Source organism: Shigella sp. SIG6 (assembly GCF_053555815.1).
The window spans coordinates 1-18,740 of sequence record NZ_JBQZXC010000015.1; the positions used below are offsets into that span (position 1 = coordinate 1).

Sequence of the window (18,740 nt, forward strand, 5' to 3'; positions counted from 1 at the left end):
AGGCTTCTACGTATCAGGTCAAAATCATTGGCCATTGTGGAGGTGTCTGATTCATCTCTTCTATCATCACCGACTCGATGTTGTGCCAGATAGCGGTGATGTCCGCCATTGTGATGCCAAGCAACCCCATTGCGAACCAACAGGCGGAAACAACGCCCAGACCGCTGCTGATCACTGCAAACCCGACATAATCAGACCGACGAAAACGGATGTTGAGTGTGCTGGCCAGAAACATCATTACGGCACTAAGAAGTTGCCAGCGAAGAAGAACCACGCCAGTGGTGAGGGTAGCCATCAAACAATTCCTCTGAAAAGAGCCGATGCCCTGGACAGCGCGGCGTTGTTCACGGGAGGCGTGGTACACTCTGGCTATCGCGGGGCTTGCAGAACACAAAAATGAAACACTCTGTTTGTTTCATTAATTTTGTGAACTATATCACAATTGATTGTTTGTTAGCCATATTAGGCCGTGACTTTTATTGCTGTACAGATTATGTGGTTTTTCAGTGGCATTAAGGGCATATCTTCCCGCCGCCTCTGTATTCCTGTAGAAAATTAATTTTGAATATCAATGAATTATTTTCATCCAGGTGACGATTAAAAAGGTATCAATTTCAAATCAGGCAAAAGTGCTATTTATACCGTAAGATTTATCTAAAGACGTCGGTAGCCAGGGTTTCACCTTGCAATGGCCGGGTATAAACAGGCAGGAAATTGATAGCAATGAGTCATCGTGCACGACACCAATTACTGGCGTTGCCGGGCATTATCTTTTTAGTTCTCTTTCCCATCATTCTTTCGCTATGGATTGCCTTCCTTTGGGCAAAATCAGAAGTGAATAATCAGCTCCGAACCTTTGCTCAACTGGCACTGGATAAATCCGAGCTGGTCATTCGCCAGGCAGATTTAGTGAGCGATGCAGCTGAACGCTATCAGGGGCAAGTTTGCACTCCAGCCCATCAAAAGCGAATGTTGAATATTATTCGTGGCTATCTTTATATTAATGAATTGATCTATGCCCGTGATAACCATTTTTTATGCTCATCGCTGATAGCGCCTGTAAACGGCTATACGATTGCACCGGCCGATTATAAGCGTGAACCTAACGTTTCTATCTATTATTACCGCGATACGCCTTTTTTCTCTGGCTATAAAATGACCTATATGCAGCGGGGAAATTATGTGGCGGTTATCAACCCTCTCTTCTGGAGTGAAGTGATGTCTGATGACCCGACATTGCAATGGGGTGTGTATGATACGGTGACGAAAACCTTTTTCTCGTTAAGCAAAGAGGCCTCGGCAGCAACGTTTTCTCCGCTGATTCATTTGAAGGATTTAACCGTACAAAGAAATGGCTATTTATATGCGACAATTTATTCGACAAAACGCCCAATTGCAGCCATTGTTGCGACTTCATATCAACGTCTTATAACCCATTTTTATAATCATCTTATTTTTGCGTTGCCCGCCGGTATTTTGGGGAGTCTTGTTCTGCTATTACTCTGGCTACGTATTCGACAAAACTATTTATCTCCCAAACGTAAATTGCAACGCGCCCTCGAAAAACATCAACTTTGTCTTTATTACCAGCCAATAATCGATATCAAAACAGAAAAATGTATCGGCGCTGAAGCGTTGTTACGTTGGCCTGGTGAGCAGGGGCAAATAATGAATCCGGCAGAGTTTATTCCGCTGGCAGAAAAGGAGGGGATGATAGAACAGATAACTGATTATGTTATTGATAATGTCTTCCGCGATCTGGGCGCGTACCTGGCAACACATGCCGATCGCTATGTTTCTATTAACCTGTCGGCCTCCGATTTTCATACGTCACGGTTGATAGCGCGAATCAATCAGAAAACAGAGCAATACGCGGTGCGTCCGCAGCAAATTAAATTTGAAGTGACTGAGCATGCATTTCTTGATGTCGAAAAAATGACGCCGATTATTCTGGCTTTCCGCCAGGCTGGTTACGAAGTGGCAATTGATGATTTTGGTATTGGCTACTCTAACTTGCATAACCTTAAATCATTGAATGTCGATATTTTGAAAATCGATAAATCGTTTGTTGAAACGCTGACCACCCACAAAACCAGTCATTTGATTGCGGAACACATCATCGAGCTGGCGCACAGCCTGGGGTTAAAAACGATCGCTGAAGGCGTCGAAACTGAGGAGCAGGTTAACTGGCTGCGCAAACGCGGCGTGCGCTATTGCCAGGGATGGTTTTTTGCGAAGGCGATGCCGCCGCAGGTGTTTATGCAATGGATGGAGCAATTACCCGCGCGGGAGTTAACGCGCGGGCAATAAAACTACAGGCGGTGGCGATAATCGCTGGGAGTGCGATCAAACTGCCGACGGAAAACGCGGGAGAAGGTCTGCTGCGAGACATAACCCAGGTCCATTGCGATATCAAAAATCGGACGCTCGGTGGTGCGCAACTCAACGGCGGCCAGTAACAGGCGGCGTTGGCGAATGTAATCGCCAAGCGTCTGATGCGTCACCGTGCGGAACATCCGTTGCAAGTACCACTTTGAATAGCCTGATTTTTTTGCGACGACATCAATGTTAAGCGGCTGGTCAATATGCACGTCAATCCATGCGATAAGATCCTGAATAATTTTCTGATGGGACATAAATCTGCCTCTTTTCAGTGTTCAGTTCGTTAATTCATCTGTTGGGGAGTATAATTCCTCAAGTTAACTTGAGGTAAAGCGATTTATGGAAAAGAAATTACCCCGCATTAAAGCGCTGCTAACCCCTGGCGAAGTGGCGAAACGCAGCGGTGTGGCGGTATCGGCGCTGCATTTCTATGAAAGCAAAGGGTTGATTACTAGTATCCGTAACAGCGGCAATCAGCGGCGATATAAACGTGATGTGTTGCGATATGTCGCAATTATCAAAATCGCTCAGCGTATTGGCATTCCGCTGGCGACCATTGGTGAAGCGTTTGGCGTGTTGCCAGAAGGGCATACGTTAAGTGCGAAAGAGTGGAAACAGCTTTCGTCCCAATGGCGAGAAGAGTTGGATCGGCGCATTCATACCTTAGTGGCGCTGCGTGACGAACTGGACGGATGTATTGGTTGTGGCTGCCTTTCGCGCAGTGATTGCCCGTTGCGTAACCCGGGCGACCGCTTAGGAGAAGAAGGTACCGGCGCACGCTTGCTGGAAGATGAACAAAACTAAAGCGCCACAAGGACAAGCTGACTCATCGTTAACTATGGGGCCGGGGTGAGGGTAAATATTTGCACTGGTGCTGCCTGTTCCCCTCACCCTAACCCTCTCCCCGAAGGGGCGAGGGGACTGATCGAGCTCTTTTGGAATTATCCGCAAACACAAAACTAAAGCGCCACAAGGGCGCTTTAGTTTGTTTTCCGGTCTTTGTCTTTCTCTCTATCCCGCTGGAACACAGGAGGGTTTCCCCCGACGTCAACACACCTCATTCGAGCACGTGGTGGAGGTTCCGGTTGGTGTTGATGCTTTAATTGTATGTCACCGACGTTTCTTCGCCAGTGTAAAAGTATACTTTTTAGCCGCAATATTTTTGTCATCTCAGACGATTTTTTATCGCAATCCAGAACGGTATACGGCTCGATAACGCTGCAATCTTGCACATCGACGAGAACGTTTGCGCATCAATTGCCTGGTTTTTCATCGTCAAGACAATAAAAGAGAAAAAAGCAGCAAACTTCGGTTGAAAAAGCCGCTATGATCGCCAGATAATCGTTTGCTTTTTTTTACCACCCGTTTTGTATGCGCGGAGCTAAACGTTTGCTTTTTTGCGACGCACCAAATTGCCGCAAACCTGGAGCAGGAAGATAACGTTTCGCTGGCAGGGGATTGTCCGCCACGCATCTTGACGAAAATTAAACTCTCAGGGGATGTTTTCTTATGTCTACGCCATCAGCGCGTACCGGCGGTTCACTCGACGCCTGGTTTAAAATTTCACAACGTGGAAGCACTGTCCGTCAGGAAGTGGTTGCCGGGTTAACAACGTTTCTGGCGATGGTCTACTCGGTCATCGTCGTTCCAGGTATGTTGGGTAAAGCAGGCTTCCCGCCTGCGGCAGTTTTCGTTGCAACCTGTCTGGTTGCCGGACTCGGTTCTATCGTGATGGGTCTGTGGGCTAATCTGCCGTTGGCGATTGGTTGCGCCATCTCCCTGACGGCGTTTACCGCATTCAGCCTGGTGCTGGGGCAACATATTAGCGTACCTGTCGCTCTGGGTGCCGTGTTCCTGATGGGTGTGCTGTTTACGGTAATTTCTGCCACGGGTATCCGTAGCTGGATTTTGCGCAACTTGCCGCACGGTGTGGCGCACGGCACGGGGATCGGTATCGGTCTGTTCCTGCTGCTCATTGCCGCTAATGGTGTCGGTCTGGTGATTAAAAACCCGCTTGATGGTCTGCCCGTTGCGCTGGGTGATTTCGCGACCTTCCCGGTGATTATGTCACTGGTAGGTCTGGCGGTGATCATCGGCTTGGAAAAACTGAAAGTCCCTGGTGGCATTCTGCTGACCATTATCGGTATCTCAATTGTCGGTTTGATCTTCGATCCTAACGTCCATTTCTCCGGCGTTTTCGCCATGCCTTCATTGAGCGATGAAAACGGCAATTCACTGATTGGCAGCCTGGACATTATGGGCGCGCTGAATCCTGTAGTCCTGCCAAGCGTTCTGGCGCTGGTGATGACGGCAGTATTTGATGCCACCGGAACTATCCGCGCTGTCGCCGGCCAGGCGAACCTGCTGGATAAAGATGGGCAGATCATCGACGGCGGGAAAGCACTGACCACTGACTCCATGAGCAGCGTTTTCTCTGGCCTGGTGGGTGCAGCTCCGGCAGCGGTATACATCGAGTCTGCGGCGGGTACGGCGGCGGGCGGTAAAACCGGGTTGACGGCTATCACCGTTGGCGTGCTGTTCCTGCTGATTCTGTTCCTCTCTCCGCTTTCTTACCTCGTTCCGGGGTATGCAACGGCTCCGGCGCTGATGTACGTTGGCCTGCTGATGCTGAGCAACGTGGCGAAAATCGACTTTGCTGATTTTGTTGATGCGATGGCGGGTCTGGTTACGGCGGTATTCATCGTGCTGACCTGTAACATCGTAACAGGCATCATGATCGGCTTCGCGACTCTGGTGATTGGTCGTCTGGTTTCCGGTGAATGGCGCAAGTTGAACATCGGTACGGTCGTTATCGCCGTGGCGCTGGTGACCTTCTATGCGGGTGGCTGGGCTATCTAATCTTTCATCGGATTCTGAAAACGGGTGGCAATGGCTGCCCGTTTTTATTTTCTCTGCACATTGTGTGAGCTTTTGCGATATTCTGAAAAAATGAGAATTCAGGCATAACGTCTTTCTCAGATCATAAAAAACATCGCAAACAGGGAACGCATGGAAATCTTCTTCACCATACTGATAATGACCCTCGTGGTCTCGCTGTCCGGGGTGGTCACTCGTGTCATGCCCTTTCAGATCCCGCTTCCGCTTATGCAAATCGCCATCGGTGCGCTACTGGCGTGGCCGACGTTTGGTTTGCATGTGGAGTTTGATCCTGAACTCTTTTTAGTCTTGTTTATCCCGCCGTTGCTGTTCGCTGATGGCTGGAAAACGCCGACCCGTGAATTTCTCGAACATGGTCGAGAGATTTTCGGCCTCGCGCTGGCGCTGGTGGTGGTCACCGTGGTCGGCATTGGCTTCCTTATTTACTGGGTGGTGCCGGGCATTCCGCTGATCCCCGCCTTTGCGCTGGCGGCGGTACTTTCTCCGACCGATGCTGTGGCGCTCTCCGGGATTGTTGGCGAAGGGCGCATCCCGAAAAAAATCATGGGCATTTTGCAGGGCGAAGCGTTGATGAATGACGCTTCCGGCCTGGTGTCGTTGAAGTTTGCCGTGGCAGTGGCGATGGGGACGATGATCTTCACTGTCGGCGGTGCGACGGTCGAATTTATGAAAGTAGCCATTGGCGGTATTCTTGCCGGTTTTGTGGTGAGCTGGCTGTATGGTCGCTCGCTGCGATTCCTCAGCCGCTGGGGCGGTGATGAACCCGCGACGCAGATCGTTCTGCTGTTCTTGCTGCCATTCGCTTCTTATCTGATTGCCGAACATATTGGCGTTTCGGGCATCCTCGCTGCGGTTGCCGCCGGGATGACCATCACCCGCTCCGGTGTGATGCGCCGTGCGCCACTGGCAATGCGCCTGCGCGCAAACAGCACCTGGGCGATGCTGGAATTTGTCTTTAACGGCATGGTGTTCCTGCTGTTAGGTCTGCAACTGCCGGGTATTCTGGAGACGTCGCTGATGGCGGCAGAAATCGACCCTAACGTCGAAATCTGGATGCTGTTTACCGATATTATTCTGATATATGCGGCGCTGATGCTGGTCCGTTTCGGCTGGCTGTGGACGATGAAAAAGTTCAGCAACCGCTTCCTGAAGAAGAAGCCGATGGAGTTTGGTTCGTGGACCACACGAGAAATCCTGATCGCGTCTTTCGCTGGGGTGCGTGGGGCGATCACTCTGGCCGGTGTGCTCTCAATCCCGCTGCTCTTGCCGGATGGTAACGTCTTCCCGGCGCGCTATGAGCTGGTGTTCCTGGCGGCTGGCGTCATTCTCTTCTCGCTGTTTGTCGGCGTGGTGATGTTGCCTATTCTGCTACAACACATTGAAGTCGCGGACCATTCACAACAATTGAAAGAAGAACGTATTGCGCGAGCGGCAACGGCAGAAGTGGCGATTGTGGCGATCCAGAAAATGGAGGAGCGTCTGGCGGCGGATACCGAAGAGAATATCGATAACCAGTTGCTTACGGAGGTCAGTTCTCGCGTCATTGGTAACCTGCGTCGTCGCGCCGATGGACGTAACGACGTTGAAAGTTCCGTGCAGGAAGAGAACCTTGAGCGTCGCTTCCGTCTGGTGGCATTGCGTTCTGAACGTGCTGAACTGTACCACCTGCGCGCCACGCGGGAGATCAGCAACGAAACGCTGCAAAAATTACTGCACGATCTCGATTTGCTTGAAGCGTTGCTAATTGAGGAAAATCAGTAAGCCGAAAGCGACGTAACCAGGCCCGAGGTAATCTGAAAAAGGTGCAATCTTTTGCACCTTTAACAGGTTAGCTCGGGCGAACATTCATGATTCTAAAACAAATAAGTTATCTCTCTTGTAAAGTCAATTCATTGGCTGTTCTTCGACTTAACCTCAATCTGCGTGTTGCATAATATCTGCAGTAATCTTCATAGCGACTGCATTAATATTATCCTCAGTTTGTGACATGCCAGTATGAGAGGTACAATCTTCTTCAAAGAATTTCTGTAGTGTTACCAGGGTATCACTATCAATGGAGATATTTTCCTCCCCACGGAGAATGGAAATGCCCATTCCCTGGACGCTAGCCTCATCGAAATTAACCCGATAGAGACGGGTATTAAACATACAGGCTTTTGTTAAAATAGAACAGTTGAAATGGCAGTTGTTTAAATTGGCATTATTAAAATTAACATTAGCCATATTAGAGCCGGTACATATAACCATTTCGAGGAATGTATTTGTCAGCCACGTACAAAAGAGTTTGCTATCAATTAAGTTTATATTCTGGAGGATTGCTTTGTTCAGATTGACGCGAGACAGATCAGCATGTTCAAAGTTAATTAAATCGAGTTTAGAGAAACTAAGGTCGGCTTTAAATAAATTAACATATGGCGCTATTACTTTATAAAGATTTACCTCAGCCATGTACGCCATATAAAAATTTGAATAGTCAAGGAAGGTATTTTTAATATTGGCTCTATTCATTGCTGCATTGTAGAATTGAACATGCATAGCGGAGCATGCATTTAGAGTTCCGTCGGCCATTTTTATCTGAGCGAAATTTGAGTCATCGAGAATACAATTATCAAAAAGTATTTTTTCCATTATGGCGTAATAAAAATTCGTTTTATACATATTACAGTCCTGGAAAATAGCGTTTTGTAGTCTGCAACCTGCAAAATTCGAATTGGATAAATCTTCATCTTTAATCACGATACCCTTCAGGCTAAGGTGTGAAAAATCGTAACCACCATTTACTATCTGTGGAATTTCGATAGTATTATTATGGACGGCGACATTATTTATAAAATATACCACCTTAATGGATACATCCTTTTCTTTACTAAGGTAAACTCTTCTCGTAATTCTATCGTCACATTTATTATTTGCATATAACGCTATATCTATAAAATATTTATGTATTTTCCTGTCCGTTTCTTTCGTGATTTTTCCTGATGGTAAACTATCATAAATTCTTTTCATTTTCTGAATCAAGCCTATCACTTTTTCATGATCATCTATTTTGAAAAGAGAGAGGGCTTTATTGTCAATTAACGTGTTTTTATGATGTTTGCTGTAATTATCTGATTTTGTTTTCTTTGTATGTGATGAACTTGTGATAGAGTGGTTATCGTTAATCTGGCAAAGAGGGAAAAACATATTATTTAAACCATTATAGCGCATAAAATATCCTTATAATTAACAAGAAAGAAAAGGCATATTCTCTGCATTATCATTTTCTACGACTGTCAAAAATCGCTCATTTTTTAATGAGTTTATTTGTTTAATATTATGGGAAAAGGTGATGCATGTTGGAGAGGAAGAGTATTCCCCGGTCAGGCGACCGGGGAAGGGGAGAGATTAATGTGCGCGGCCTTGCTCAACGCCAAAGCCGGTCTGGGAGCGGATAAACTGCGCGCGGAACAGTTCACGCTCGCGCGCCCCTTCCGCTGAGTTATCGGTTGCCGAGAAGAACCAGATGCCGAGGAATGCCACGCTGATAGAGAACAGCGCCGGGTATTCATACGGGAAGATGGCTTTTTCGTGACCGAGGATCTGTACCCAAATAGTCGGGCCGAGGATCATCAGCACCACTGCGGTAATCAGCCCCAGCCAGCCGCCCAGCATCGCGCCACGGGTAGTCAGTTTCGACCAGTACATGGAACAAATCAAGGCCGAGAAGCAGGACTTCATCAAAACGGTGATCCCGCAGTGGGAAGAGCAGGCACGTAAAAACGGTCTGTTAAGCCAATAACCCCGTTCCGCCTCGCAAGGGGCGGAAAACACAATGGAGTGAATATGAGCGTATTACGTTCGTTATTAACTGCTGGGGTGCTGGCGTCGGGCCTGTTGTGGAGCCTGAACGGAATTACCGCTACCCCTGCGGTGCAGGCATCTGGTGATCGCTACGAAGTTACCCAGCAGCGTAACCCGGATGCCGCCTGTCTGGACTGTCATAAACCAGATACCGAAGGTATGCATGGCAAACATGCTTCCGTTATCAACCCGAATAACAAATTGCCGGTCACCTGCACCAACTGTCACGGCCAGCCATCACCGCAACACCGCGAAGGGGTGAAAGATGTGATGCGCTTTAACGAGCCGATGTACAAGGTCGGAGAGCAGAACAGCGTCTGTATGTCCTGTCATCTGCCGGAACAGTTGCAAAAAGCGTTCTGGCCGCACGATGTCCACGTAACCAAAGTGGCGTGCGCCAGCTGCCATTCCCTGCATCCACAGCAAGATACGATGCAGACGTTAAGTGACAAAGGACGGATTAAGATTTGCGTCGATTGCCACAGCGATCAGCGCACCAATCCGAACTTTAACCCGGCGTCTGTTCCGTTGCTTAAGGAGCAGCCATGACCTGGTCTCGTCGCCAGTTTCTCACCGGCGTCGGCGTGCTGGCAGCCGTCAGCGGCACCGCAGGGCGCGTGGTGGCGAAAACGTTGAATATCAATGGGGTGCGTTACGGCATGGTGCATGACGAGTCGTTATGCATCGGCTGTACCGCCTGTATGGATGCTTGTCGGGAAGTGAACAAGGTGCCGGAAGGCGTCTCGCGCCTGACGATTATTCGTAGCGAGCCGCAGGGCGAATTTCCTGATGTGAAATATCGCTTCTTCCGTAAGTCTTGCCAGCACTGCGATCATGCGCCGTGCGTTGACGTCTGCCCGACCGGTGCGTCTTTTCGTGATGCCGCTAGCGGGATTGTCGATGTTAATCCTGATCTCTGCGTCGGTTGTCAGTACTGCATCGCCGCCTGTCCGTACCGCGTGCGCTTTATCCATCCGGTCACGAAGACGGCGGACAAATGCGATTTCTGTCGTAAGACCAATTTGCAGGCCGGTAAGCTTCCGCGTGCGTTGAAGCTTGCCCGACGAAGGCGCTGACGTTTGGCAATCTGGACGATCCTAACAGTGAGATTTCGCAACTGCTGCGCCAGAAGCCTACTTACCGCTACAAGCTGGCGCTGGGAACCAAACCGAAGCTGTACCGCGTACCGTTTAAATACGGGGAGGTGAGCCAATGACGCAGACTTCCGCATTTCATTTTGAATCGCTGGTGTGGGACTGGCCGATTGCCATCTACCTGTTTTTGATTGGTATTTCTGCCGGTCTGGTGACGCTGGCCGTGCTGTTACGTCGCTTCTACCCGCAGGCGGGCGGTGCAGACAGTACGTTGCTGCGCACCACGCTGATTGTCGGGCCGGGCGCGGTGATCCTCGGTCTGTTGATCCTCGTCTTCCACCTGACAAGACCGTGGACCTTCTGGAAGCTGATGTTCCACTACAGTTTTACCTCGGTGATGTCGATGGGGGTGATGCTGTTTCAGCTCTACATGGTGGTGCTGGTGCTGTGGCTGGCGAAAATCTTTGAACATGATTTGCTTGCCCTGCAACAACGCTGGTTGCCGAAGCTGGGGATCGTGCAAAAGGTTCTGAGCCTGCTGACGCCCGTTCATCGCGGACTGGAAACGCTGATGCTGGTGTTGGCGGTGCTGCTGGGGGCTTATACCGGCTTTCTGCTGTCGGCGCTGAAATCGTATCCGTTCCTCAATAACCCGAGCCTGCCGGTGCTGCTCCTCTTCTCCGGCATCTCGTCCGGTGCGGCGGTGGCGCTGATCGCCATGGCGATACGCCAACGCAGTAACCCGCATTCCACGGAAGCGCACTTTGTTCACCGGATGGAAATCCCCGTGGTATGGGGTGAAATCTTCCTGCTGGTGGCGTTTTTTGTCAGTCTGGCGCTGGGCGATGACGGTAAAGTTCGTGCGCTGGTGGCGGCATTAGGTGGCGGTTTCTGGACGTGGTGGTTCTGGCTTGGTGTCGCCGGGCTGGGGCTGATTGTGCCAATGTTGCTCAAACCGTGGGTCAATCGCAGTTCCGGCATTCCTGCCGTGCTGGCGGCGTGTGGGGCCAGTCTGGTCGGCGTGTTGATGCTGCGCTTTTTCATTCTCTACGCCGGACAGTTGACGGTGGCGTAAGCCAGAAAAGAGGTGGTTTCTGGACGTATTCCTTCCTGAAGTCGGTTTTCTGGCGTTGTTGTTAAGTCTCGGGGTCAACGTGTTGACCCCGTTGACGGCCTTTGCGGGAGTGCGGTTGCGCTGGCCTGCCATGATGCGACTCACTTGCATCGGCATTCTGGCGCAGTTCGCGCTCCTGCTGCTCGCCTTTGGCGTACTGACGTATTGTTTTCTCATCAGCGATTTCTCGGTCATTTATGTCGCCCAACATAGCTACAGCCTGCTGTCGTGGGAACTCAAACTGGCGGCGGTGTGGGGCGGTCATGAAGGTTCGCTGCTGCTTTGGGTGCTGCTGCTTTCCGCCTGGAGCGCGCTGTTTGCCTGGCATTATCGGCAGCAAAGCGATCCGCTATTTCCGCTGACGCTAGCCGTTTTATCTCTCATGCTCGCCGCACTGCTACTGTTTGTGGTGCTGTGGTCCGATCCCTTCGTGCGGATATTTCCACCAGCAATCGAAGGCCGCGATCTCAATCCGATGCTGCAACATCCCGGTCTTATCTTTCATCCACCGCTGCTTTACCTTGGCTATGGCGGTTTGATGGTAGCGGCGAGCGTGGCGCTGGCGAGTCTACTGCGCGGCGAGTTTGATGCGGCCAGCGCCCGAATTTGCTGGCGCTGGGCGTTACCTGGCTGGAGTGCATTAACGGCGGGGATCATCCTCGGTTCCTGGTGGGCCTACTGCGAACTCGGCTGGGGCGGCTGGTGGTTCTGGGATCCGGTGGAAAACGCCTCTTTATTACCCTGGCTTTCTGCCACTGCGCTGCTGCACAGTTTGTCCCTGACACGCCAGCGGGGGATTTTCCGCCACTGGTCGCTGTTGCTGGCGATAGTTACTCTGATGCTGTCGCTGCTGGGCACCTTAATTGTCCGTTCTGGCATTCTGGTTTCGGTTCATGCGTTCGCACTGGATAACGTCCGCGCCGTGCCGTTGTTCAGCCTGTTTGCACTGATTAGCCTTGCGTCTTTGGCTCTGTATGGCTGGCGAGCGCGGGACGGTGGCCCGGCTGTGCGTTTTTCGGGGTTATCGCGGGAAATGTTAATCCTCGCTACGCTGTTGCTGTTTTGCGCAGTGCTACTGATCGTGCTGGTGGGAACGCTTTATCCGATGATTTACGGCCTGCTGGGCTGGGGACGCCTCTCCGTTGGCGCGCCGTATTTTAACCGCGCGACGTTACCGTTTGGTCTGTTGATGCTGGTGGTGATTGTGCTGGCGACGTTTGTCTCTGGCAAACGTGTGCAGCTTCCGGCGCTGGTAGCTCATGCTGGCGTGCTGTTATTTGCCGCGGGGATCGTGGTTTCCAGTGTCAGTCGTCAGGAGATCAGCCTGAATTTACAGCCGGGTCAGCAGGTGACGCTGGCAGGATACACCTTCCGTTTTGAGCGACTCGATCTGCAAGCCAGAGGCAATTACACCAGCGAAAAAGCGATAGTGGCGCTGTTTGACCATCAGCAACGCATTGGTGAATTAACGCCGGAGCGGCGTTTTTATGAAGCACGCCGTCAGCAAATGATGGAACCGTCAATTCGCTGGAACGGCATCCATGACTGGTATGCGGTCATGGGTGAAAAAACCAGAGCGGATCGTTACGCTTTTCGTTTGTATGTACAAAGCGGTGTGCGCTGGATCTGGGGGGGAGGATTGTTGATGATTGCGGGCGCATTGTTAAGCGGATGGCGGGGGAAGAAGCGCGATGAATAAAGGGCTTCTCACGCTACTGCTGTTATTTACCTGTTTTGCGCGCGCTCAGGTTGTAGACACCTGGCAATTCGCCAATCCGCAACAACAGCAACAGGCGTTAAATATTGCCAGCCAGTTACGTTGTCCGCAGTGCCAGAATCAAAACTTACTCGAATCCAATGCGCCGGTGGCGGTCAGTATGCGCCATCAGGTTTATAGCATGGTGTCGGAGGGGAAGAACGAAGTCGAAATCATTGGCTGGATGACCGAACGCTACGGAGATTTTGTTCGCTATAACCCACCGTTAACGGGTCAGACGCTGGTGTTGTGGGCGCTGCCAGTGGTGTTGTTATTGCTGATGGCACTGATCCTCTGGCGAGTGAGGGCTAAGCGATGAAACAGCCTCAAATACCGGTGAAAATGCTGACAACACTCACGATATTGATGGTATTCCTCTGTGTCGGCAGTTATCTGTTAAGCCCAAAATGGCAGGCGGTACGTGCGGAGTATCAGCGTCAGCGCGATCCGCTACATCAGTTTGCCAGCCAGCAAACCCCGGAAGCGCAGCTTCAGGCATTGCAGGATAAAATCCGCGCTAATCCACAAAACAGCGAACAATGGGCGTTACTGGGCGAGTACTATCTGTGGCAAAACGATTACAGCAATTCGCTGCTGGCGTATCGTCAGGCGTTGCAACTACGTGGTGAGAACGCTGAACTGTATGCGGCGCTGGCGACGGTGCTTTATTACCAGGCCAGCCAGCATATGACCGCCCAGACTCGCGCAATGATCGACAAAGCCCTCGCGCTGGACTCTAACGAAATCACCGCTCTGATGCTGCTGGCTTCCGATGCGTTTATGCAGGCGAATTACGCGCAAGCCATCGAACTATGGCAAAAAGTGATGGATCTCAACTCACCCCGGATCAACCGGACACAGCTGGTCGAGTCGATTAATATGGCAAAACTGTTGCAGCGGAGATCGGATTAATCATCTGGTGATGAAGATTATGTCATTGAGCTGCATAAAAAATAATCGAATGAACATATACCAAAAATAATCACCAATCAGTATTATTGCAGATTAAACAAATAAAAATCTTTCCATAACAAATGGTTATTCATTAATCCTGCCATAAACTCGCGTTATTATGCATTAATGCAGCGAAAAGCTCTGTTGTTAAAGGGTTGCGCAACATACCGCGCAAATGATACTGATCATAAGCGTTAAAAAAATCTACAAACCAACGCAACACAATTCATGCCCTGGCAGTATGTCACGTTCTCGCGTTTCTGAACGGGGAACGGCGCTCCATTGAGGAAGTTATTCTGATGAAAAATATAAAATTCAGCCTGGCCTGGCAGATTCTGTTTGCTATGGTGCTGGGCATTCTCCTGGGAAGCTACCTGCACTACCATAGCGACAGCCGCGACTGGCTGGTCGTCAATTTGCTCTCTCCGGCGGGTGATATCTTCATCCATCTGATCAAAATGATTGTTGTGCCGATTGTGATCTCCACGCTGGTGGTGGGTATCGCGGGTGTTGGTGATGCCAAACAGCTCGGGCGTATTGGCGCGAAAACTATTATTTACTTCGAGGTGATCACCACCGTCGCCATCATTTTGGGGATCACTCTGGCGAACGTCTTCCAGCCCGGTGCCGGGGTGGATATGTCGCAGCTGGCGACCGTCGATATCTCGAAATATCAGAGCACTACGGAAGCGGTACAAAGCAGTTCCCACGGCATTATGGGCACGATTTTGTCGCTGGTGCCGACGAACATTGTGGCGTCGATGGCGAAAGGCGAAATGCTGCCGATCATCTTTTTCTCGGTGCTGTTTGGTCTGGGGCTTTCTTCCCTGCCCGCGACGCATCGTGAACCGCTGGTGACCGTGTTCCGCTCCATCTCTGAAACCATGTTTAAAGTGACTCACATGGTGATGCGTTATGCACCGGTGGGTGTGTTTGCGCTGATTGCGGTGACGGTGGCTAACTTTGGTTTCTCGTCTCTGTGGCCACTGGCGAAACTGGTGCTGCTGGTGCATTTCGCCATTCTGTTCTTCGCGCTGGTAGTGCTGGGAATTGTGGCACGTCTGTGCGGGTTAAGCGTCTGGATCCTGATTCGTATTCTGAAAGATGAGCTGATTCTGGCGTACTCCACTGCCAGCTCTGAAAGCGTACTGCCGCGAATTATTGAGAAGATGGAAGCCTACGGAGCACCGGCGTCGATCACCAGCTTCGTGGTGCCGACCGGTTACTCTTTTAACCTTGATGGTTCGACGCTGTATCAAAGTATTGCCGCTATTTTCATCGCTCAGCTGTATGGCATTGACCTGTCCATCTGGCAGGAAATCATTCTGGTGCTGACGCTGATGGTGACCTCGAAAGGGATTGCTGGCGTGGCTGGCGTGTCGTTTGTGGTGTTGCTGGCAACGCTGGGTAGCGTAGGTATTCCGCTGGAAGGTCTGGCGTTTATTGCTGGTGTTGACCGTATCCTCGACATGGCGCGTACTGCGCTGAACGTGGTGGGTAATGCGCTGGCGGTGCTGGTGATTGCCAAGTGGGAACACAAATTTGACCGCAAAAAGGCGCTGGCTTATGAGCGTGAAGTGCTGGGCAAATTTGATAAAACTGCGGATCAATAATTGAAGATTGCCGGGGATATCCCCCGGCAATGTGTGGATGCCTGATGCGACGCTTGCCGCGTCTTATCAGGCCTACCTTAACCGTTGGTTAATTTTTCAAACTCTTCACACCCGGTATCAAACCCTTCCATACAGCTCAGGTTCAACCAGTGCAGCGGCTTTTGTTTGTTCTTCTCGATAAAACCTTCCTCACCGTTTAAGAACATCATTCCCGCCCAGTACTCGGAATAACCGGTTCGGGAAATTGCAGAGCTGCGTTTGAAATACCAGGTTGCCTTGTCATCGTCGGCCTTAATGCCCACGCCGTTGGCGTAAATCAAACCAAGCAGCATTTGGGCATCGACGGCGGAGTCATTCTCCAGATCTTCCGAGGCGTTTTCTAACAGCGAAATCGCCTTTGGATAATCCGGTTTACCCGCTTGAGTATTTACCAGAATATGCGCCAGCGTTACTTCACCTTCTTTACTGCCCGCTTGCGCCGCTTTCTCTGCAAGAACTTTTGCTTGTGGATAGTCCAGACTGACCGGATTGGTGATTTTGATCTGCGCCAACAGCGCGCAGGCATCAGCATCACCGCTGTCGGCAGCTTTCTGTGCCCAATATTCGGCTTTGCTCAAATCGCCGGAGCTAAACCAGCTGTCGGCAAGAAAATATTGTGCGCGTCGGTCCCCGGCCTCTGCTGCCTTTAAATACTGGCTGCCAGGCTCGGAGTCGTTCGCGTGGGCAAAGAATGTCAAAAACAACATCAATGCGATAATTTTTTTCATTTTGATAATACGATTGGGTAGGGAGTAACCAGTATAAAGAGTTCGAATGGATAAAAAAACAGCCTCCGAAAGGAGGCTGTAGAAAGGACTGTATTACGCCAGTGCCGCTTCGCGCAGGCGAGTTTTCAACTTGTTGTACTCGTCAATCACGTACTGCTCGGCGGCGCGCTGATCGGAGATCGGCTCGACGCGCACGGCGCAGTATTTGTATTCCGGCGTTTTCGTAATCGGGCTTAAGTTTTCGGTAACCAGCTCGTTACAGGCACCAATCCACCACTGGTAGGTCATGTAAATCGCCCCTTTGTTCGGACGATCGCTGACCTGCGCACGGGTGATAATTTTGCCTTTACGCGAGTGCACTCAAACCAATGCCTCATCTTCAATACCCAGACGTTTGGCGTCTTCGGTATTGATTTGTGCGTAGCCAGGTTCATCAGCCAGCGCCGCCAGTGCCGCACAGTTACCGGTCATCGAACGGCAAGAGTAGTGACCAACTTCACGCACCGTTGACAGTACCATCGGGTACTCGTCGGTGAGTTTGTCGATTGGCGCTACCCAGTCGCAGGTGAAGAACTGCGCCAGACCGTTCGGGGTATCAAACTTCTCTTTAAACAGATAAGAAGTCCCCTGATCGGCATCTGAAGTATCGCGGCAAGGCCACTGAATGAAGCCCAGTTCTCCCATTTTCTCGTAAGTCGCACCGTAGAAATCCGGGCACAGATGACGCAACTCATCCCAGATCTCCTGGGTGTTGTTGTAGTGCATCGGATAACCCATACGGGTGGCGATTTCACTGATGATTTGCCAGTCCGTTTTCAGATCCCATTTCGGTTCAACTGCTTTGAAGAAACGCTGGAAGCCACGGTCAGCCGCAGTAAACACGCCTTCATGCTCGCCCCACGACGTTGACGGCAAAATGACATCCGCCGCCGACGCGGTTTTGGTCATAAAGATGTCCTGAACGATGACCAGTTCCAGATCTTCAAAGGCTTTACGTACTGCCGACAGCTCCGCATCAGTTTGCAGCGGATCTTCGCCCATAATGTACTCGGCACGCACTTCGCCATGCGCTGCGCGGTGCGGCAGCTCGCTGATGCGATAGCCGGTATGAGCAGGCAGGCTTTCCACGCCCCAGGCTTTGGCGAATTTCTCGCGGTTAGCCGGATCTTTCACGTACTGGTATCCCGGATACGTATCCGGCAGCGCGCCCATATCGCAGGCACCCTGCACGTTGTTCTGACCACGAACCGGGTTTACACCCGCATGCGGCTTACCGAGGTTACCGGTCAGCATCGCGAGGCTGGTCAGAGAACGCACGGTTCCCACGCCCTGGTAGAACTGGGTTACACCCATGCCCCACAGGATGGCGGCGCTTTTCGCCTGGGCATACATCCGTGCCGCCTGACGAATCTCACTGGCGCTGACACCGGTGATATCTTCAACCGACTCCGGCGTGTAGCCTTCAACGATTTTACGATACTCTTCAAAGCCTTCTGTACGGGAAGCGACGAACGCTTTGTCGTACAGATTTTCTTCAATAATGACATGGCCCATCGCATTCAACAGCGCGATGTTCGAGCCGTTTTTCAGTGCAATGTGCATGTCAGCAATGCGCGCGGTTTCAATTTTGCGCGGATCGCAGACGATAATTTTCGCCCCGTTACGTTTAGCGTTAATTACGTGATTCGCCACGATTGGGTGGGAATCCGCCGGGTTGTACCCGAAAACGAACACTAAATCGGTATTATCAATTTCGTTAATAGCATTGCTCATTGCGCCATTACCGACCGATTGGTGCAGACCTGCAACCGATGGGCCGTGTCAGACACGAGCGCAGCAGTCAACGTTATTGGTACCAATAACGGCGCGCGCAAATTTTTGCATTACATAGTTGGTTTCGTTACCCGTACCACGCGAGGAGCCGGTCGTCTGGATGGCATCCGGACCGTACTTCTCTTTGATGGCGCTCAGGCGCTCGGCAACGTAATTCAGTGCCTCATCTCAGGAAACAGGTTCGAGTTTGCCGCCACGCTGGCGACGGATCATGGGGGGTTTTCAGGCGCGGGGTCAGGATCTGGGTATCGTTAATGAAATCCCAGCCATAATAACCCTTCAGACACAGGGTACCCTGGTTGGTTTTCCCCTGCGCTGCCTCCGCCCAGACGATTTTGCCGTTATCGACGACCAGGTTGATTTTGCAACCTGATGCGCAATAGGGGCAAACCGTGACGACTTTTTTCATCGGTCTCGCTCCAGTTAATCAAATCACGCATACGCGCTCTCGACTACAGTATGCATCTTTTATGCCACATTTTATTTGGG

General features: G+C 50.9%; 14 protein-coding genes and 4 pseudogenes. 12 read left to right on the forward strand and 6 right to left on the reverse strand.

Going from position 1 to position 18,740, the window contains the following annotated elements; all coding sequences use genetic code 11:
* Positions 1-13 precede the first annotated feature (13 nt).
* Positions 14-295 (reverse strand): YjcB family protein, encoded by a 282-nt coding sequence (locus tag ACUU1M_RS04385; RefSeq protein WP_005072266.1) that lies wholly within the window; start codon positions 293-295, stop codon positions 14-16.
* Positions 296-723: 428 nt separating this feature from the next.
* Between ACUU1M_RS04385 and pdeC the strand changes: the two genes are divergently transcribed.
* Complete coding sequence (gene pdeC / locus ACUU1M_RS04390; protein ID WP_000019522.1) at positions 724-2,310, forward strand: c-di-GMP phosphodiesterase PdeC; 1,587 nt, start codon at positions 724-726, stop codon at positions 2,308-2,310.
* Positions 2,311-2,312: 2 nt separating this feature from the next.
* Here pdeC and soxS read toward each other — a convergent pair whose 3' ends face one another.
* The gene (gene soxS, locus ACUU1M_RS04395; RefSeq protein ID WP_000019363.1) at positions 2,313-2,636 is read right to left on the reverse strand and encodes a superoxide response transcriptional regulator SoxS; all 324 of its coding nucleotides are present in this window, start codon (positions 2,634-2,636) and stop codon (positions 2,313-2,315) included.
* A gap of 85 nt (positions 2,637-2,721) precedes the next feature.
* Between soxS and soxR the strand changes: the two genes are divergently transcribed.
* The 3 genes from soxR (at position 2,722) to ACUU1M_RS04410 (ending at position 7,041) form a co-directional block, all read left to right on the forward strand.
* Positions 2,722-3,186: a redox-sensitive transcriptional activator SoxR gene (gene soxR, locus ACUU1M_RS04400; RefSeq protein WP_000412428.1), complete on the forward strand. Its 465-nt coding sequence runs from the start codon at positions 2,722-2,724 to the stop codon at positions 3,184-3,186.
* 705 nt (positions 3,187-3,891) lie between these two features.
* Complete coding sequence (ghxP, locus tag ACUU1M_RS04405; protein WP_000106882.1) at positions 3,892-5,241, forward strand: guanine/hypoxanthine transporter GhxP; 1,350 nt, start codon at positions 3,892-3,894, stop codon at positions 5,239-5,241.
* A 150-nt stretch (positions 5,242-5,391) separates the two neighbouring features.
* Complete coding sequence (locus tag ACUU1M_RS04410) at positions 5,392-7,041, forward strand: Na+/H+ antiporter (protein WP_000402208.1); 1,650 nt, start codon at positions 5,392-5,394, stop codon at positions 7,039-7,041.
* 153 nt (positions 7,042-7,194) lie between these two features.
* Here ACUU1M_RS04410 and ACUU1M_RS04415 read toward each other — a convergent pair whose 3' ends face one another.
* On the reverse strand, positions 7,195-8,487 hold the full coding sequence (locus ACUU1M_RS04415) for a pentapeptide repeat-containing protein (RefSeq protein WP_152028880.1): 1,293 nt from the start codon (positions 8,485-8,487) through the stop codon (positions 7,195-7,197).
* Between the two features lie 177 nt (positions 8,488-8,664).
* A pseudogene (gene actP / locus ACUU1M_RS04420) lies at positions 8,665-8,970 on the reverse strand (cation acetate symporter); the annotation flags it as partial.
* On the opposite strand from actP, the pseudogene ACUU1M_RS04425 reads away from it, so the two are divergent.
* The 8 genes and pseudogenes from ACUU1M_RS04425 to gltP all read left to right on the forward strand — a co-directional run.
* Positions 8,960-9,058: pseudogene (locus tag ACUU1M_RS04425) on the forward strand (hypothetical protein); the annotation flags it as partial. The pseudogenes actP and ACUU1M_RS04425 sit on opposite strands and share 11 nt — an antisense overlap.
* Positions 9,059-9,102: 44 nt before the next feature.
* Entirely contained in the window at positions 9,103-9,669 is a 567-nt protein-coding gene (gene nrfB, locus ACUU1M_RS04430) for a cytochrome c nitrite reductase pentaheme subunit (protein WP_005071416.1), read from the forward strand.
* Positions 9,666-10,336 (forward strand): annotated as a pseudogene (nrfC, locus tag ACUU1M_RS04435) (cytochrome c nitrite reductase Fe-S protein). Before nrfB ends, nrfC begins: the two are co-directional and overlap by 4 nt.
* Positions 10,333-11,289, forward strand: coding sequence for a cytochrome c nitrite reductase subunit NrfD (gene nrfD, locus ACUU1M_RS04440; RefSeq protein ID WP_000195180.1), 957 nt, complete (start codon positions 10,333-10,335; stop codon positions 11,287-11,289). The pseudogene nrfC and the gene nrfD overlap by 4 nt, the downstream one beginning before the upstream one ends.
* Before the next feature lie 19 nt (positions 11,290-11,308).
* Complete coding sequence (locus tag ACUU1M_RS04445; RefSeq protein ID WP_071818682.1) at positions 11,309-13,027, forward strand: heme lyase CcmF/NrfE family subunit; 1,719 nt, start codon at positions 11,309-11,311, stop codon at positions 13,025-13,027.
* Positions 13,020-13,403: a heme lyase NrfEFG subunit NrfF gene (nrfF, locus tag ACUU1M_RS04450; RefSeq protein ID WP_001032549.1), complete on the forward strand. Its 384-nt coding sequence runs from the start codon at positions 13,020-13,022 to the stop codon at positions 13,401-13,403. The genes ACUU1M_RS04445 and nrfF overlap by 8 nt, the downstream gene beginning before the upstream one ends.
* A complete protein-coding gene (nrfG, locus tag ACUU1M_RS04455) occupies positions 13,400-13,996 on the forward strand; it encodes a heme lyase NrfEFG subunit NrfG (protein ID WP_000812982.1) in 597 nt (198 codons plus the stop codon). The genes nrfF and nrfG overlap by 4 nt, the downstream gene beginning before the upstream one ends.
* A gap of 341 nt (positions 13,997-14,337) precedes the next feature.
* Complete coding sequence (gene gltP / locus ACUU1M_RS04460) at positions 14,338-15,651, forward strand: glutamate/aspartate:proton symporter GltP (RefSeq protein ID WP_000789587.1); 1,314 nt, start codon at positions 14,338-14,340, stop codon at positions 15,649-15,651.
* A 77-nt stretch (positions 15,652-15,728) separates the two neighbouring features.
* Here the strand turns inward: gltP and yjcO are convergent, their stop codons facing one another.
* Positions 15,729-16,418: a Sel1 family TPR-like repeat protein YjcO gene (gene yjcO, locus ACUU1M_RS04465; RefSeq protein ID WP_000719889.1), complete on the reverse strand. Its 690-nt coding sequence runs from the start codon at positions 16,416-16,418 to the stop codon at positions 15,729-15,731.
* A 93-nt stretch (positions 16,419-16,511) separates the two neighbouring features.
* Positions 16,512-18,660 (reverse strand): annotated as a pseudogene (gene fdhF, locus ACUU1M_RS04470) (formate dehydrogenase subunit alpha).
* Between the last annotated feature and the right edge of the window lie 80 nt (positions 18,661-18,740).

Excerpts from the sequence above, each read along its gene's own strand:
- ACUU1M_RS04385 (WP_005072266.1), bottom strand. The coding sequence starts at position 295 with ATGGCTACCCTCACCACTGGCGTGGTTCTTCTTCGCTGGCAACTTCTT.
- pdeC (WP_000019522.1), top strand. The coding sequence starts at position 724 with ATGAGTCATCGTGCACGACACCAATTACTGGCGTTGCCGGGCATTATC.
- soxS (WP_000019363.1), bottom strand. The coding sequence starts at position 2,636 with ATGTCCCATCAGAAAATTATTCAGGATCTTATCGCATGGATTGACGTG.
- soxR (WP_000412428.1), top strand. The coding sequence starts at position 2,722 with ATGGAAAAGAAATTACCCCGCATTAAAGCGCTGCTAACCCCTGGCGAA.
- ghxP (WP_000106882.1), top strand. The coding sequence starts at position 3,892 with ATGTCTACGCCATCAGCGCGTACCGGCGGTTCACTCGACGCCTGGTTT.
- ACUU1M_RS04410 (WP_000402208.1), top strand. The coding sequence starts at position 5,392 with ATGGAAATCTTCTTCACCATACTGATAATGACCCTCGTGGTCTCGCTG.
- ACUU1M_RS04415 (WP_152028880.1), bottom strand. The coding sequence starts at position 8,487 with ATGCGCTATAATGGTTTAAATAATATGTTTTTCCCTCTTTGCCAGATT.
- nrfB (WP_005071416.1), top strand. The coding sequence starts at position 9,103 with ATGAGCGTATTACGTTCGTTATTAACTGCTGGGGTGCTGGCGTCGGGC.
- nrfD (WP_000195180.1), top strand. The coding sequence starts at position 10,333 with ATGACGCAGACTTCCGCATTTCATTTTGAATCGCTGGTGTGGGACTGG.
- nrfF (WP_001032549.1), top strand. The coding sequence starts at position 13,020 with ATGAATAAAGGGCTTCTCACGCTACTGCTGTTATTTACCTGTTTTGCG.
- nrfG (WP_000812982.1), top strand. The coding sequence starts at position 13,400 with ATGAAACAGCCTCAAATACCGGTGAAAATGCTGACAACACTCACGATA.
- gltP (WP_000789587.1), top strand. The coding sequence starts at position 14,338 with ATGAAAAATATAAAATTCAGCCTGGCCTGGCAGATTCTGTTTGCTATG.
- yjcO (WP_000719889.1), bottom strand. The coding sequence starts at position 16,418 with ATGAAAAAAATTATCGCATTGATGTTGTTTTTGACATTCTTTGCCCAC.